Annotated in this window: 7 protein-coding genes; all 7 read left to right on the top strand. The window is 37.4% G+C overall.

Annotated features, from left to right (window positions below):
* Positions 1 to 261 precede the first annotated feature (261 nt).
* The 7 genes from IEV85_RS10360 to IEV85_RS10330 all read left to right on the top strand — a co-directional run bounded on the left by IEV85_RS10360 (position 262) and on the right by IEV85_RS10330 (position 17765).
* Entirely contained in the window at positions 262 to 2280 is a 2019-nt protein-coding gene (locus IEV85_RS10360) for a tetratricopeptide repeat-containing sensor histidine kinase (RefSeq protein ID WP_188462991.1), read from the top strand.
* Between the two features lie 15 nt (positions 2281 to 2295).
* Positions 2296 to 3048, top strand: a complete 753-nt coding sequence (locus tag IEV85_RS10355; protein WP_188462989.1) for a LytR/AlgR family response regulator transcription factor — start codon at positions 2296 to 2298, stop codon at positions 3046 to 3048.
* 224 nt (positions 3049 to 3272) lie between these two features.
* Complete coding sequence (locus IEV85_RS10350) at positions 3273 to 7439, top strand: Ig-like domain-containing protein (protein WP_188462987.1); 4167 nt, start codon at positions 3273 to 3275, stop codon at positions 7437 to 7439.
* A 30-nt stretch (positions 7440 to 7469) separates the two neighbouring features.
* A complete protein-coding gene (locus IEV85_RS10345) occupies positions 7470 to 8978 on the top strand; it encodes a PorP/SprF family type IX secretion system membrane protein (protein WP_347295352.1) in 1509 nt (502 codons plus the stop codon).
* Between the two features lie 76 nt (positions 8979 to 9054).
* A complete protein-coding gene (locus IEV85_RS10340; protein WP_188462983.1) occupies positions 9055 to 12912 on the top strand; it encodes a hypothetical protein in 3858 nt (1285 codons plus the stop codon).
* A 28-nt stretch (positions 12913 to 12940) separates the two neighbouring features.
* Positions 12941 to 14791 (top strand): phage tail protein, encoded by a 1851-nt coding sequence (locus IEV85_RS10335; RefSeq protein WP_188462981.1) that lies wholly within the window; start codon positions 12941 to 12943, stop codon positions 14789 to 14791.
* A gap of 4 nt (positions 14792 to 14795) precedes the next feature.
* Entirely contained in the window at positions 14796 to 17765 is a 2970-nt protein-coding gene (locus IEV85_RS10330; protein ID WP_188462979.1) for a hypothetical protein, read from the top strand.
* The last annotated feature ends 4 nt before the right edge of the window (positions 17766 to 17769 follow it).

The following is a 17769-nucleotide window of genomic DNA, read 5'->3' as shown; positions in this document are numbered from 1 at the left end:
AAGGCTATTTGGTGGGTGAATCATGTTATTTGCTGACATTTGTCATTAAAAGCGTGCTGTACTTCAATATTTGCAAATACCTTCAACGTAATGGTTCTGCTATCAGTAATTTCTAATTTAGAATATCGTAATCTTACTATTTCATCTTTTATCTGATTTTTACTAATTAGGGAAATTCAAGTAATCGGACAGATTGATCTTCGCGGCTTCCTTAAAAATTAATCCATATCTTTGAAGGCAGTTCCTAATTTTTAAGCCTTTATGAAAAAACACTTCATTATTATAGCTTATTTTCTTTGTTTCTCTGTTCCCGGACTAACTCAAAACCGTGCGCTGGTTGATAGCCTTAAATCAATTTTGCCAGCAGTTTCAGCAGAAGAAAAGGTGAAAGTGCTCAGGGATCTATGTTATTACAGTCGCTCCATAAATGTTGAAGATGCCATATTATACGGAGAAAAAGCTATCTCCTATGCTACTGAAAAAGGATATCAAAACCCATTAGCAGGAAGCTATGAAGATTTGGGCTCTGTTTATGCCAGTACAGGTAAATATGATTTGGCACTCAGTTTATATGAAAAAGCAAGAGCTATATTTTTAGAAACTAAAAACCTAAATGGAGAGGCTTCTATTCTCCACAATATTGGTAATATTTATATGAGAAAAGGTGACTATCCTGCTTCACTGGATTACTTATTAAAAACTCTCGAAATAAAGAATTCATTGGAAGGAGAAGTAACATCAAACACCCTCAGTTCCATTGGTGAAGTTTACAGATATAAGAAAGATTATGATAAAGCTTTAGAGTATTATTATCAGGCATTAGAAGAGGCGCAATTAGCAAATGACTTAACCAATATCTCTATGGCGCTGAATAGCATTGAAATTATCTATCGAAAGAGAGGAGATTTTGAAAAAGCATTGGAGTATAGAATGCAAGTAATTGCACTTGAAAAAGAGACAGAGGATGATTATGGTTTAGCAATCAGCTATAATAACCTGGGAGAACTTTATAGTGCACAAAATAAATTAGAAGAAGCTCTTAAATATTTATATCAATCTCTGGAGATAAAAAAACGTTTGAATAATCGTGCAGGAATAGCTCATACTTCTGAAGAACTTGCACTTGTATACACTAAAGCAGGTGATTTTGAAAAGGCTATTACTTTTGCGGAGGAAAGTATGAAGATGGCGAAAGCAATAGGTAACCGCAAAAAACAATTGGACCTTTACCTTACGCTTTCGCAAATCTATCAGTCCTTCGGTAAATATAAGCAGGCTTTGGTTTACCATATTGATTATACTGCTTTAAAAGACTCCCTTTTTAATAAAACAAAAGAAACATTGATTTCCGACATGGAAACAAAATATCAAACTGTTAAAAAAGAAGCTGAGAATACATTGTTAAAATCTGAAAAAGAACAACAATTAGCCATTATTGCACAGAAAAATCAAATTGTAACTTTATTTATAATAGGTTCTTTAGTATTGTTGATATTAGCAGGCTTACTTCTTCGGGCTTACCAACAGAAAAATAAAAATAATAAAGCTTTGGTCAGGCAGAAGGAACAATTAACCCAGCTAAATGCCACTAAAAATAGATTTTTTGGCATCATAGCACATGACCTTCGCGGGCCACTTACTGCACTTCAGGGAATCTCAGGATTACTGAACTACAATATTAAAAAAGGAAATATAGAGAATCTGAATAAAATAGCTTTGCAGATTGAAGATTCTGCAATGAAAGTAAATGTATTACTTGATAACTTATTAAAGTGGGCTTTAAGCCAGGAAGGAGCAATGCCTTATAACCCTCAGCGATTAGCATTGAAATCTTTAGTAGATGAAAGCTTGCAGTATTTTAAAGATATGGCAGCGGCAAAAGATATTCAACTAAAAGTAGATATACCAAGAGAACTCCATGTTCATGCTGATAAAGAAACATTAAGTACTATTTTTAGGAACCTGATTAGCAATAGCATTAAGTTTACCTATAGTGGTGGTTCTGTAAACTTGTCAGCAACAAGCAGTAAGGAAATGGTTGAAATAAATGTTGTAGACAATGGTACAGGAATAGAAGAAGAAAAGCTCAATAAGCTGTTTGTTTTGGATGACTCTAAGATTACCTCAGGTACAAATGAAGAAAAGGGAACAGGTCTTGGTCTTATTCTGGTGAAAGACTTTGTTCTGATGAATCATGGAACTATTGAAATTGAAAGTAATATAAACCAGGGTAGTGTGTTTTCTATTAAAATACCTACCAGATATGCTCAAGCTGGCTAAACTCATCACTTATAAATGTCTAAAGTAAAAGTTTTTATTATTGAAGATGATTTTATCCATACTAATAGATTAGAAATGTATTTGGATGAAATGGGATATGAACTGGCAGGAACAGCGGCAAGCTCAACACAGGCACTTAATTTAATTGCTGCAACAAAGCCTGATTTGTTGCTGGTGGATATTCACTTGGCAGGAGACCTTAGTGGCATTCAAATAGTAGAGCATCTTAACAATAAAAAAGCAATTCCTGTCATCTTTATCACTTCCTACAGAGATAAAGAAACCTTTGAAACAGCTAAATTGACAGATCCTTATGCCTATATCATTAAACCATATGATAAGGAAACTTTACAAGCAGCTATTGAGCTGGCAGTCTATAAATTTTCTAAAATAAAAACCGCTAATTCCCAAAATGAGTACCCTGAAGAGGCTAAAGATAGCCTTGAAAAAGGTATGCTGTTTTTGAAAAGTAAAGGAAGGCTAATTAAAATTATATTAAGCGATATTTTATATATTGAAGCAAAAGATAAGTTGTGCCTGATTTACTTATCCAAAGAAATTATTGAAGTCAGAATGTCTTTACAAAAACTGGAAGATGAACTAAAAGATAATCAGGTCTTCTTAAGGGTTCATCGATCGTTCATTATTAATAAAGAAGAGATCTCTCAAGTAAATCTTTCAAAAAATGAGGTGCTTGTGGGCAATTTCAATGTGCCAGTAGGTAGATCATATAAACAATCATTCCTCAACAGCATTCATGTTGTTTAAAAGATAAAACCTCATTAAAATTACTTTCTGCGCCATATATTGGTTATCCACGCCAAAAATGAAATAATTTATTCCCTTATAAACTTTCTTAGTGGTTCATTTAGTCTTTTAACAAAATATGATTTAAAAATATCTAAGTTAATTTTTTTGAGAAGTTAATTCAATGTCTGATTGTGACTTGAATTTAAAAGTCAATTGATAAATAATTATGTTTAATAATGCATGTGAAAAGAATATTTTTGATTTTATTTATTTTAATATCGTTTTACTTTATTCCTAATACGGTATATGGTCAACGACCACCGGTAAAAGCTGGCTTTACGGAAAATCCATCAATTGGATGTGAATTGCCTCATACAGTATTTTTTACTGATTTATCAGAAAATCCCGATATCTGGTTATGGAATTTTGGAGATGGATCTACATCGACTAGTAAAAATCCAATTCATACTTATAACTCCACAGGTAGTTTTAATGTGCATCTCTTTGTTCAGGACACAATTAATGGTGACTCCGATGAAATTTTCAGATCGGTGAATATTGGCGTTACTACAGTTGACTTTAAAGCAAGTGAAGTCTTTCCCTATGGGTGCGGTCCCTTATCGGTGAACTTTATCGATGAGTCAACAATTACCGGCCCAGGTACTATTACTGATTGGCTGTGGGATTTTGGAGATGGAAGTACATCTACAGTTCAAAATCCTTTACATATTTATGAAAAACCAAGACGTTATACTGTCACTTTAACAGTGACCAGTTCCCTTGGTTGCACAAATAGTATAACTAAGACAAACTTTGTTCAGGTGGTTGGACCAGATGTTAATTTTACAGCGAGTCATACAGGGGCTACTTATTCGTTTACTCATGATACAAGATTTGAATCACCACCTCTCACTTGGTCGTGGGATTTTGGAGATGGCAGTACTTCTAGTTCAGTAAACCCTACTCATACCTATGCCACGCAGGGCGTTTTTGATGTGAGTTTGACAGTAAGAGACCTGGATGGCTGTTCCAGAACACATACCAAAACTAATTTTGTCAATACCATATCAGGAGCTTTCGATGTATCTAATGCCATTTTTGCTGGCGATGAAGATAGGTTGATGATAAATAATGAGGCTTCGCCTTCTTCACTGGCATTTAATACTAATGGTACAATAATGTTTGTATTGGGAGCTGATCAAAGGTCTATTAAGCAATACACGCTTTCTGTAGCATTTGACATTTCCACTGCAGTTTATGACGGAATCGGAGAAAGTTTTTTAGTTGCAGAAGAAACCACACCGAGATCACTTGCTTTTAATAAAGATGGAACCAGGATGTTTGTATTAGGGAGCAAAGTCAATGAATATAACTTATCCAATGCTTTTGATGTCTCTACAGCTATATATGCTGGTGACGGAGAGGCTTTTTTAGTATCAGCACAGGAAACGAACACCAGGTCACTGGCTTTTAATCCTGATGGTACAAAAATGTTTGTAATGGGGGCTGATGGAGATGATATTAATGAATACCATCTGTCTACCGGATTTGATGTGTCCACTGCCGTATTTGCTGGAGATACAGAGCGCTTTTCTGTATCAGCACAGGTGAACGATCCTACATCTTTGGCCTTCAATACTGATGGTACAAAAATGTTTGTATTAGGTATGCAAAATAAAGAGATTAATGAATACATGCTCTTGACCCCATTCGATGTATCCACTGCAAATTACGCTGGAGATGCAGAGCGTTTTTCAGTGGCTTCTGAAGAAAATATTCCAACGACACTTGCCTTCAATAATGACGGTACTAAAATGTTTGTACTTGGACAAAGTGGAAACAGGGAAATCAGTGAATATTCTCTGGCTGCCCCCGTAATCACCAATGCAGTAGCTAACCAAACAGTGAACGATACGACCACCATTAGCCCATTTTCAACTATCACCGTTCAGGACCCCAATGGCGATAATGTTTCTGCCACCATTACCTTAGATGATAATGCCAAAGGCATATTGACTGGTGCAGGATTAACTGGTACAGGACCTTACACACTGGCCAGCACGGATGCCGCCAGTTTGCAAAGCAGCCTTAGGGCATTGGTTTTCAGCCCTACAGAAAACAGGGGAGCTATATCTGAAACTACCATATTTACCCTTGCGATAAATGATAATATCTACAGCGATACTGATAACATTACCACTGTAGTTTCCAACGCAGTGGCTCCTTCTGTAGTTATTTCAAGTGGAGCCACTGAGCCCGTTAATGGTGCATTTACCATTACTATCACTTTTTCAGAAGCAGTAACTGGTTTTGAATTAGGGGATATTACTGTAGGAAATGGTACAGCCAGTGCTTTTGCTTCTACTAGTGCCAGTATTTATACCGCTTTGATTACTCCGGCTACTGATGGAGCAGTGACGATTGACATAGCTGAGACCGTGGCTCAGGATGCGGGTGGAACAGATAATACTGAGGCAACTCAGTTGAGTATAAATGCTGATGTCTCCCCGCCAGGAGTGCTTATTACAAGCTCCGTTGTTAATACTACTAATGGAGCGTTTACTACTACTTTTACCTTCTCAGAAGCAGTAACTGGCTTTAGCGCAGGAGATATTACTTTGAGTAATGCATCTGCATCCAACTTTAAAGCAACCAGCGCTTTAGTTTACACAGCTGATATTATGCCCACCACGGATGGTACAATTACGATTGATGTGAAAGGTGATGTAGCTGAAGATGCCGCTGGAAATGGAAATCTTGCAGCTACGCAATTCAAGGTAGAAGCAGATTTTACTCCACCAACTGTTACTATTACCAGCAGCACTGGTAGTCTAACTAATGCCCCATTTATGGCCACTTTTACTTTTTCGGAAGCAGTAACGGGTTTTGCTGCAGGAGATATTACTTTAAGTAATGCTACAGTCTCTAATTTTGTTTCGGTAAGTGATTTGGTTTATACAGCCGGCATTGAGCCAGTAGCAGATGGCACTGTGACAATTAATGTACCTGCTAATGTAGCACAGGATGATGCTACCAACGGGAATACTGCAGCAATACAGTTTAGCATACTGTACGATAGTGCAGACCCTGCAGTAGCAATAACCAGTAGCTTAAATATTTCAACAAACCAGAATCCTATTCCTGTCACCATCACTTTTAGCGAAGAAGTAGTGGATTTCATATTAAGCGATATAAATGTTGGAAATGGAAATGCTACAAATTTTTCCACCTCTGACAATATTGTTTTCACCATTAATATTATTCCTACCACTGATGGAATGATAACAGTTGATATTCCGGCAGCAGTCGCCCGGGATGCTGCAGGCAATGACAATCAACAGGCTGCCACATTTAGTATAGCTTATGACAGCAAGGTTGATCAAGTCATCTGCCAGAACATTACTGTACAATTAGATGCTAATGGTGCCGCTACAATTCAGGCAAATCAGCTTGATAATGGTTCTTCAGATAACTTTGGGATTGCTTCGCGCTCAATAAACATTACTTCTCTTAATTGCAGCCATTTGGGTGATAACAATGTTACACTTACAATTACTGATAATAATGGCAATGTGGGCTCTTGTATAGCAATAGTTACTGTAGAAGACAATATTTCACCTACAGTTAGTACTCAAGATATTACCGTGCCTCTGGATGTTAACGGGAAGGCCACTATCACTCCGGCTGACATAGATAATGGCAGCACTGATAATTGCGCAATAGCAAGCCGAACTTTGGATGTATCAAATTTTGATACCCCTAAGGCTGAATCAATTACAGTAACTCTAACTGTTACTGATAATAGTGGAAATAGCAATTCTGGCACAGCCATAGTAACTTTTGGAAAGGTAGCTCAGAACATTATATTTGAGCCCATACCAGATAAAAAAGTAGGAGAGGATCCTGTAATACTCCGGGCTACTGGAGGTGAATCAGGTTTGCCTGTTATTTTTTCGATGGCTACAGAACCTTCATCAGGAGTAGCTTCATTGGTTGATGGCACTATTATTATAGAAGGTCCTGGTTCTGTTACAGTTACTGCCAGTCAGGCCGGAAATGATATATTCCTTCCCGCTGAAGAAATATCCCAGACTTTTCAGATAATATCCAATAATATATTCCTGCCTACCTTATTTACACCAAATAATGACCAAACTAACGATCGCTTTATTTTACGTGGCGGAGGAAATGTAGCAACAATTCTATTTCAAATATTTGATAGAGATGGTAATTCCGTATTTATCTCGCAAAGCGTAACCGAACTTTTCCAATCAGGATGGGATGGAACAAGTGAGGGTAAAGAGCAGCCACAAGGGGCTTATATATGGGTGATTAAAGGCAGCTTTCAGGATGGTAGTCCGCTGCTAATTAATGGTAAGAATACTGGTATTATTAAGCTGGTACGCTAATCATATAAGCATTTTACAATGAATTAAATAATGGCTTTAAATATGATATCTGTAAAAAAATCTTTTGTACTGAGCGCTATAATCTTCCTTTTTTCTGCAATGAAGGTCTTTGCTCAGGAACCAAATTTTTCAATGTACCAGAGCACACCTTTTTTTACTAACCCCGGAAGTATAGGATTGGTGCAGGATGTTCGTTTGATGTTGAATTATCGTAACCAGAGTATTGCTGCTGGAGAGAGTTTTGTCACATCTTCCTTATCAGGCTATTATCCTATTTACATAGGCAACCATCGTTTGGTGGTAGCAGGCGATTTCCTGAACGATCAGGTTTCTGATTTTGTGAATACGAACGGAGGATTGTTGGGTGTGGCCTACAGTATCCGTCTAACAGCTAGTTCGGAGTTGAGTTTCGGTGTGCAGGGTGGTTATTTCCAACGCAATACAGCAGGTAATTTCACTACAGATGATCAATTTGTTAATGGTGGATTTGACCCAAATGCAGTTTCAGGTGATGTGCTGATTAACCAAAGCAAAAGTTATCCAACTTTAAGCACTGGATTATATTACAGGTTAACGGATAACCAAGGTCGTGAAAAGGCTTCTTTAGGAGGAGCCATTTTTAACGCTACACAACCCAATATATCTCTTACCGATTCTAAGAATGATAATTTACCAATTAGTTTTAAAGCAACTGCAGGATATAAGGTTTACCAGGGTTTAAAATTGTCTGTTATGCCTACTACAAGATGGATAAGTCAGACAGGCAATAACTTTTTCAACATAGGCTCTCGTTTTGGTTATGAGCTGAACAATACGGAAAAAGCAGGTAAGAAAATTGAATTAGGTCTATGGTATAATAGTAATGACCTGGGAGTTTTTTCCATGTCTTATGAACAAGCCAACTTAAGCATTGGTGCAAGTTATGACATGGCACTTGCTAATGATTTAGGTAATACTCAAAATGGAATTTTTGAATTAGCTATTTCACTTAGAATTAAAAAGAAAGGCAAAGAATATATGTCAGAACAAGTTGTTCCGGATAATTCTATTCCAAAAGAAGATACTTACCAGGAAGAGGAAGAAGTCATTCTGGAAGAAGCACCTGTAGTTATTGAAGAAGAGCAAAAAGTGATCGCTACACCTATTATTGAAGAGGAAGAGTTGGATATAGAGGCACTCAACAGCGAGTTTTCACATAGAGATTATTTGATTCGCTTTGAACATGATTCTGATAGTGATGTGATTTCTGACAATCAGGAGAAAGTGATCAATGAAGTTACCAAAGTACTACAGGAAAACCCTGATCTGAATGTGCTTATAGTAGGTCATGCCAGCAGTCCGGGAAGCACCTCGATAAATCAGAAAATTTCAGAAGAACGAGCAGAGAATATTGCCAATATATTGATAAGTAACGGTATATCATCTTCGCGCATTACTATTGTAGGCCGTGGAGAATCAGAACCGATTGAAGATAATTCAACAGAATATGGTGCGTCAGAAAACAGGAGAGTGCAGTTAATTTTTAGGGTAGGGAATTAGTAAAAAGCTGTGAAGTTGCAAATAGAAGAATCAGAATAAAGAAAAGAAAAAAATTAGATTAAACAATCTTATGTCAATGTCAACCACAATTCTCCCCCTACAATCAAACTTATTGCTCGTTTCATCAGACAGGAATATTATTTCTCCTTCTTATAATTTTTCACATTTACCTTATACAGATAAGGAGCACGATATTTCTCCAAATACCCCTTTTTTAAGTGAGTCTATTGCTTCTATGCCTTTTGAGCGACTAGGTAATCAGCTGGAAGCAGGCGTACACTTGCATTGGATTTTGCCAGCCATATTTCGAAAAAGTATTGTTTTACCTGTAATTACCAGGGATTTTATTTCCTCTATACTGCCTCGCGATATAAATCAGAATAAAGTATGGGATAATCTTTATTCAATGGATCAAAGTTTGATGTGTCGGCTTAATAAAAACACCTTAATGGTTCGTCAACACTTTTCAGTGTGGAAAGATTATTTGAAGGAAAAAATTCCTGAATTAAATGATAATGCTTTATTAGAAGAACGCTTACTAGGCCATGGCTCCGATGGAAAAAATTTCCCTCCTGTTCCCAACCGCTATCAGGTAGTGCGACTTAGAGATAATAAAGAAGAAAAAAGATGGACAATTGAGAGTGATTATATTCATCCTGTTCCACCAGAGTTAAAAAATAAATATTCCTGTTTCCCATGGTTGCATGCCTATGAGTCGGAAGGGGAAGTTCCTTTCCGTTACATTGGAAGGGTAGCGAAGAAAGAGGAAGGTGTTGAAAAGGAGGAAGAGGAAACTAAGCCTTACCTCTTTGCCGATCCCAAGTCCCCAACAGGACCCTTAACAGCCCTTGGTTATGGTGAGCCTTCATTTTCAGCATTCTATCCCAATTGCAGAAGTGTTTTTGGATTTTGTGACGAGGAAATCACTACTGGGGAAGAGTTACATGAGCTAGAATATCAAATTACAGGCTATTATGGAGGCTCTTCTTCGGTGGGTGACTTTCACCTGAACTACTGGGAGGCTTTAATAAGCTATTTTATTAGTGAGGCACAATATTTCTTTCCGGCAGATAACGAACAACACGTCTCTCCAGAAGTTGCCGAAAAACGAAAAAATCACTTTTCTAAATCATTTAAAGACCATTTTGGGCTTGAAATAGGTGATGAAGTGACTGTTGATATGATCTGTCATGTTCGTATAGAAATGGGGATGGCTTCCTTATCTGCCAATTATCCTATTGAGGTTACAGTAGCCAATTCAGGCACAGAAGCAATTGCTGCGAGCCTGGCCTCTCTTGTAACTAAAGGCAAAGTAGAAGGTAGGGAAAAGGCGACTGACAGCCTGGAGAATACCATTGAATCCATTTTAATGGATGACCGATTGGCAGGGAAGAAAGTGGACTTGAGCGCTAAGTTTCATGAATTCAGGCACGAGCAAGAGTTTCAATCTGTCAATAGTGATTTTAGATGGGTATTACAATCCTTAGAGAATGGGAGAGAAGCGTCAGTTGCAAATACAGAAACAGAGGAAGAAGCAGAAAAGAGAAAGAAGAAGGAAGCAGAAGATAGGACACGGCTGTTTAAAAAATTGTCTTTACTCAACTCCGCACAAAGAGAATATAGTCAGTTGCTTGAAGAATTAGTAAGCGTACAGAAAGAAACTTTTGACGATTGGCATCTCTACATGAAGTGTCTGTACCCTGAAGAAGGTATTTTAAATCATTTCCCACAAGCTGATCAGCTAAAAGACTACATGGAGCAGGTGAACCTACCGGAAATAAAACGCTTAAAGAGGGTAAGTGGCTCGCTTTTACTCAATCACGGGGAGCGGGGAAATGTTCAGGCAGCTACTGCACATCCTGGTGGAACCCAGGAGTCAAAGGCCATTGAACTGTCAGGGATCATTAATGATTTAGTTCGGGATCTTCAAAGCGCATCTTTGGATTTAGGACTGTTTCGAGTTCCTGGTACTAGTTTTAAAATTGCTAATGAGCCTACTGTTTGTTTAAGTGGTAGTGCTTTATTGGGTTTGTTGCATAAGCAAACAAGAAACAGTGATATCAACCATTTTTGTACCAGCGAAAATTCAATAGAAGAATTAATTAAAGCACCTGCCCAAATTGATAAGGTTGAGATTCTTACTATAAAGGCGGATACGACTGGCAGCTGGAATCCTCTTTTTTTAGACTGGCAGCTTGACTTTTATCCGGTAGCAGGCGAGAAAAAACCTAATTGGAGGGGAGACCATTATACAACAGATTACATTACCTCCAACTTTCAATTAGAGGAAAATCAAGCGGACTTAAGCCTGAAAAAAGGCAAAGGAGTCGTAGCAACTAACTCAGAGAGTATACGAGGACGAAGTGCTCTCGATCCATTTTCTTCACTAATGGTGAGAGAAAAACTTTGGAGTTGGTGCCAAAATAAATTAAGCGTTGAATCAAAAAAGAAAGATTTAATGGAGCTGGAAAAGTTTGCAGGTAACCTTGAAAATACACTTGATAATGAAGTTAAAAGGAGTTTAATATTGCAAGTTTTAAATGCCATAAAAATGCTGGATGAAGTGCCCATGCTTACCCAGTCATTAACTGGTTTTAACAATGCACTAACAGGGCACCGTTGGGGCTGGCAATTACCGATTGCCGATCCTTTAGGATTTCAGGAATACCAGGAGTTTGCTGACAGAGTACGTTTAGCAGTAGATCGTGAAACACTCGCTGCGCCTTTGCCTTTTAACGACTTTCATCCCATTAGTTCAGGTGAAATCAAATTTGAGGATTTACGCTTAGTTGATAGTTTTGGTCAACACAAAGATTTAGCCATTGGTAAGGTACATGGCACAAAAAAGATGCGAAATGCAAAGCAAGGCCATTTGCGACTGCCAGTGCGTATTTTACAGGCTGCACGCCTGAACTTCCGTTGGATACAGCGGGAAATGAATCACCTTGAATCTCATGGCATTGAAAGCAGTTCGCCTATTGCCGGCTGGTTGCTACCAGAATTTTTAGAAAGACAACTCTTACTATTTAATCATGAAGGCGAGGCGATAGGAGCATTTAGAGAAAAGGGTAAATTAGTTTCCCTGGCTAGTGAGCAGGAATTAGAAATAACAAGTATTGAGGATCAGTCATTACGTGGGTTTGCTAAATTTTTAAAAGAATACCTGGCTGTCTCTGATGAGCGAATAAATGACTTATTGCTTCAGTTTCATGAAGCCACAGAGCATACAGAACCAGAAACTGCGCAAGATGATGATTTCGTAGCTCTTCTATTTGGAAATCCTTTAGCCATAGTGCACGCCCAGCTGAGCATAGAACTGCAGGGTAGCCCAAAAACCAATGGCAGCTGGGATGAAACCTGGAGAAAAATTACTGCACAGCAACGCTCAGATGCATCCAATGGCTTTACAGAAGTAGAAGTACCTGTTCGGATAGGGGAACACCACCAATTAAATGATGGCGTAATGAGCTGGTGGGAATGGGAGAAAGATGAGGAAAAACAAAACCTTCTTAAAATAAGTGAATGGCACTTACCGCAAGCACTAAATGGCAATAGGAAGGAAGAGGAAACTCCCGACTATTTAAAGACCTTTCTGAACGATGAATCTAAACATTTGGGAATGTTGATTAATCCTTTTGGAGTAGTACACATAAGTTGTGGCGTTTTACCGGTAAAATCGATTGATCTTCCGGCAATACATTATCAACAAGCATTGGGTAAATTGAATGGAAGTCTTTTTGCTGGTCCTATCATAACTCCGGAAAATGAAATAGCTATGCAACTGCCCAAATTGATCCACCACCAGTGGAAGTGGGTAGGGCCAGAAGCCGGACAGCTGAGCTTTAAAGACCCGAATCTAACAAAACTTCCTGAGCAGCTTTGTATTCGAGAAGGAAGGGTGCAATTGCAAGCTGCAAAAGAGGTAAGTAAATAATGACCAAGAATAAAAACAATTGGAAGAAATGGAAACAAATAATGCTGATATTTTACCAGGCCATCTCATTGGTATGAGTCTGTTCAACCCTGAAGATCAGGCAGTACTCTATATTGATCATGACCCTCACAAGCATACGCTTCATTGTCAAATCACCAACATCTCTGATCGCACTATTTGCATCCAAAAAAGCACAGAAGAAAATGAGGCTGGCCCTGATAATTATCATTTTGCCCTGCGGTTTAGAAGAGGTTTATTGCAATCCAATGCCAAGGGGGAGGTTTCTATAGTAACACCCGATTTAGGAACAGATTGGAAAGTCAGCCCGGCTATAGTGGGTAATGCAGTAAAGGAAGGGGTTACTATTTACTTTCTATACACGGGTGATGTACCACTTGTCATCATTCCTGAGAGACTTGCTTTAACGGAAGAAGAATTAAGTGGGGAAGAATCATCTCTCTCAAGCGCTCTCATTTTGACCCTTGGTAACTTACAAGCTACCCCAAGCAATGGCGCACGTACTACTCAGGTAGAATTGCTGTTTAAAAACATTGCTTATGAAAATGATTTGGCTTTTTTAATGTACGGCACTCGCCAGCAATTATTAAACGTAGTCAATCACACAGGGCACCGGATTGCGCCCCTATTGTTTAGCTGGATGGGGAATCATAGGTTACTAAATAATGGAGAACAACAAACCATTCGTCTGAGAATGCTCAATACACAGCGTGACCGTCCTTTATTATTTTCAACAGATGTGCAAAAACCAACCAAACTATTTTTTACTGCCAATGGATTGAAAATTAATGCAATTCAATTCAAAAAAGAGGACATAGCAGAACAGGTTAAAGCAAAAATAGATACAAGCAATTCATTGAAGTACGATGAAAATGATGGGCATTGGATCTTTAATAATGAAGATAATCTTATTGAATTGGATAAGGATAAATACCTGGAGTTCGATCTTACAGTAACACCCACTACAGAATCTGATACTTATTTTCTTAACATTCACTACGTAAACTTACCTGGCTATTGGGATAGCGCTGTGGCATTGCCCATACAAGTATCTCCACTCGCTTTTAAAAAAGGCAATGTGGGTATTGGAATTGAGCCTGGTGATGCAACATTAACAGTAGCTACAAAAGGAGAGTTTGCTACAGCATTAAAAGTAAAAGGCCGAATGCATTCTGACAGCAAGGATGGAGGATTGTGGTTAGATGATAAAGAAAGTGCATTTATCGGGAATACCGTCAAAAATGTTGGGATCTGGCTTACCAGCCTGGGTAGGTATGTTTTCAATATCCATAAGGAGTCCGGCAAAGTGCACATTGGTCATGATGAAAATTTTGAACCAAAGCACGCTCTCGATGTAGAAGGAGACATCAATGCCTCAGGAAAACTCAAAGAAAACGGCTATGATTTATTGCCGGCAGGAGCCATCATTATGTGGAGTGGTAGCAAGGTGCCTGTTGGTTGGGTGCTATGCGATGGGAAAAATACCCTTGCCGATGGTAAAACCAAGACACCCAATCTGATCGATCGGTTTATAATGGGAGGTATAGCCAAACTATTTGATAATGAAGATAGTACAAGAGTAAATGGTAAAAATAAAATGGTTTTAAATGAGAAGCATTTACCAGATCATAAACACACCTTTAAGATGAAAGCAGGACCTTCACCACAAGATACATTTGCGAAGGTAACGGAGTGGGTGCTACAACCCATAAAACCAGAAAGAAAAGAACTATATCATACTCGTACCTATCACACAGAAAACATAGCTGGACGCCTGGATGCTAACAATAAAAAAATAGAGGTGAGTTCTTTTGACAACCGCCCAGCCTATTACACACTGGCTTTTATCATGAAATTGTAAGGAGATGAAACTAAAAGAAGTATTTGATTTCAGTTTAATTGATAAATCACCTTATACGGAGCATGCTCAGGCTTTGTGGGAGAATATTGGTGAAAGCACAAACCATGTAGAGGTGTTTGCCAATTGTTTCCGGTTTTTAAAAGAAGAGCAACTTATAGAGTATGCTCGATTAGTAAGAGAAATTAGTTTTGAAAATATCCTTACGAGACAATCTGTTACAGAAATTAGAGTAAAACCAGTTCTTTTTGATGATGCATTAAAAAATGAACTTATTAATAGGATAATAAGACTATTAGAAAAATTTAATTTAAAAAATACTGATAATCAGATTGATATACCTGTTAGGGACAAAGAATTAAAATATTTTACTGAGCAAGTTAAATTAAAAAAAACGGAAATAGAAAATGAGTTTTGTAAAACTCTGGGAATAGAATTAAATGAAGCTCCAAAACTGCCTGAAGCTCAATCTAATAATGAAAATTGGTTAGAAGAACTACTGATGTATATTGGAGGTTCAGGTGAAATTAGTTGGGTACCTACTTTAGGAAAAGCAGAAGAACATTCTCGAAAGGCGTTACTTAAAATATTGTTTGAAAAAGCAGAAAGATTAAGTGTAATGCGTCCAGGAGAAACACTATTGGATAGAATAAAAGTAGCAGGTTTAATAGAGTATTTTGAAAACATAGTACTTAAGGAAAAAGCTGAGACAGGGTTAATAATCGAAAATTATTTTCTGAATAATATTGATCAACTTAACCTTGAAAAAAGTCGACTCCTACTAGCCACTTATCTGGATTTCTCATCTAATATAGAAGATCTAGGAGATTCACTTCGCTTGGTATTTAGAGGTTGGTATAGAAAAATACTAAACAGTAAGGGACACCATTATCTAAGCCTCAGTTTAAAGATGAAAACTTCTATTATAAGAGAAGAAGTCTTCAACACAATAATGATTCAATTACAAGAAAAAACGGTGGAGTTATTCGACAATATACTTTTATTAACTAAAGATGAATTTCCAGGACCTCGTCTTACCTTAAAATTTCATTACCCTGTGGAAGTTGGATTAAAAGATGAATATGCAAATAATATGATTAGCACAGGTAATAGGCCTGTTTTAACTATAAAAGGAAATGAATTTATATTTAGAGAGTTTTACCCATTTTTAGACAATGGTAAAGAATATCTAATTAAATCAGGAACAAAAAAGCCCAATATTAGAAATGGAAAAGTAGAAATAAGTGGGAAAATTTACTTGGAAAGTGTCGATAACTCATCAATCTTCTGGAAAAAATATGAGGGAGAAAATATATTTTATAAATCCAATATCTTTTCAAAAGCAGACGAAATAACAACTTTTATATGGTCATCAAATAGAGGAAAATGGAAGCCAGTTAGTAAAAGAATAGATCGAAAAGCGATATTTAATTTCATATCACAAGAAAATGACTGGTCTTTTTCATTCATGGGATTTTTTTCTTTTAACAGAAAGTGGAAATTTATATACACTATAAATGAAAAATACGAATCAAATTCATTAACAGATAGGTTTAAATTAGGTGTGTTTACCATTCCAGCTGGTGGTGGATTCTCTGGGATAGGGCGTGCCGATAGCGTAACTGATGAAGATTACCTTTGGTCTTGTGGTGGTAATTTCTCTGAGTATTTAACGGATCGGTATGATAATGATCTTTTGGGCCAATACTTGGGTCGGTTTATTGGTTTAAACCCTGATAACTATATTCCCCCTAAAGATATAGTGCCTTCAAATGATACGGCACTATCCTTCATAAAATATCATTTTATAACTCATAAAGAAAAGGAATACGTACAAATCAATCTTCCAGGTTTTATTGATTCGAGTACATTGGGTGTGCAGAAATCAATGATTGCTGAAGTTAAGCCAATTATGGATATTTTTAATTTCCGTTATTATCGGCTGATTGATAAAACGACAAATACGATTGTAAAAGCTTGTGAAAAAAATGCTCCCCTAACGCCAGCCTATCCTGCATCATTTCAAATTGAAGAAAATTTTAAATGGCTGCATCAAAAACTTTTCAAGCACGACAAGAGATCTAATAAAATTTTTCGATCTCAACGATATAAAAATGAACGTGATCTTATAAAACCAAATCAAGATCTCCGAGACTCGGCCAACTCGGTCATGAAAAGGTACTTGAAAGGAGCATTTAAAAATCTTATACCAGCAGATTTTACAGGTAGCGCCACAGACTTTACAAATAATTTCTTTCTTGAAGAAACTCAGGCCAGAGAAATATGGGATAGCATAAAATATAATCAAGTTGAGGAAAACGAAGAAGGATTAAAATTACCAAGTCGTCAGGAATGGTGTCATTTACAAGCCAATGCTTTTAATGGTCCATCTGAACATGAAAATTTTGTAAGCGGTAGTAAGCATTGCAATACCGAGCAACTGGCTATAGAGTCTGCACAATCTTATGTAATCAAAAAAAACGATCCTCACTCGCAAGCTAATAGATATGAACTGCGATCAACGGCTTATTTGTTCGAAAAAAATATAGAAACAGAGACTCGAAAGCGAAAAGCAACATCTTTGGCTCCCGGAGATGCAGCGAGAATTGCTAAAAAAAGAAAAATTGAAGGTAATTCAACAACAGCTGATGATGTTACAATGGATGAAGAGAGCGATGATTCTTCAGACACTTCAATAAATACTGATAGTTCTCAGGGAGATTCGAAAGTTCCTTTATTAGAAACCCCTATACCAATCTCAGCCTTCATCCGCTACAAAATTCATAAAGGCTCTGATAAAAAAACAGTTAAAATCTTTGATTACACTTTCGAGGGACAAAGTGAATTTTTTGACCGCAATCAATTTTTGATCATTCAAAATACTGTTCGCTTTGTGCTGCTTGGCCAGGAAGCTTTTGACCTCTGGTTTACAGAAAAGTTGAGGGCCCGCGAGACTGATGGGATGGACATTGACTAAACAA

The sequence above is a fragment of the Marivirga lumbricoides genome, from assembly GCF_014636295.1.
Taxonomy (GTDB): domain Bacteria; phylum Bacteroidota; class Bacteroidia; order Cytophagales; family Cyclobacteriaceae; genus Marivirga; species Marivirga lumbricoides.
Note: the sequence above shows the minus strand (reverse complement) of the source record. Positions and strands in the feature narration are given on the sequence as shown.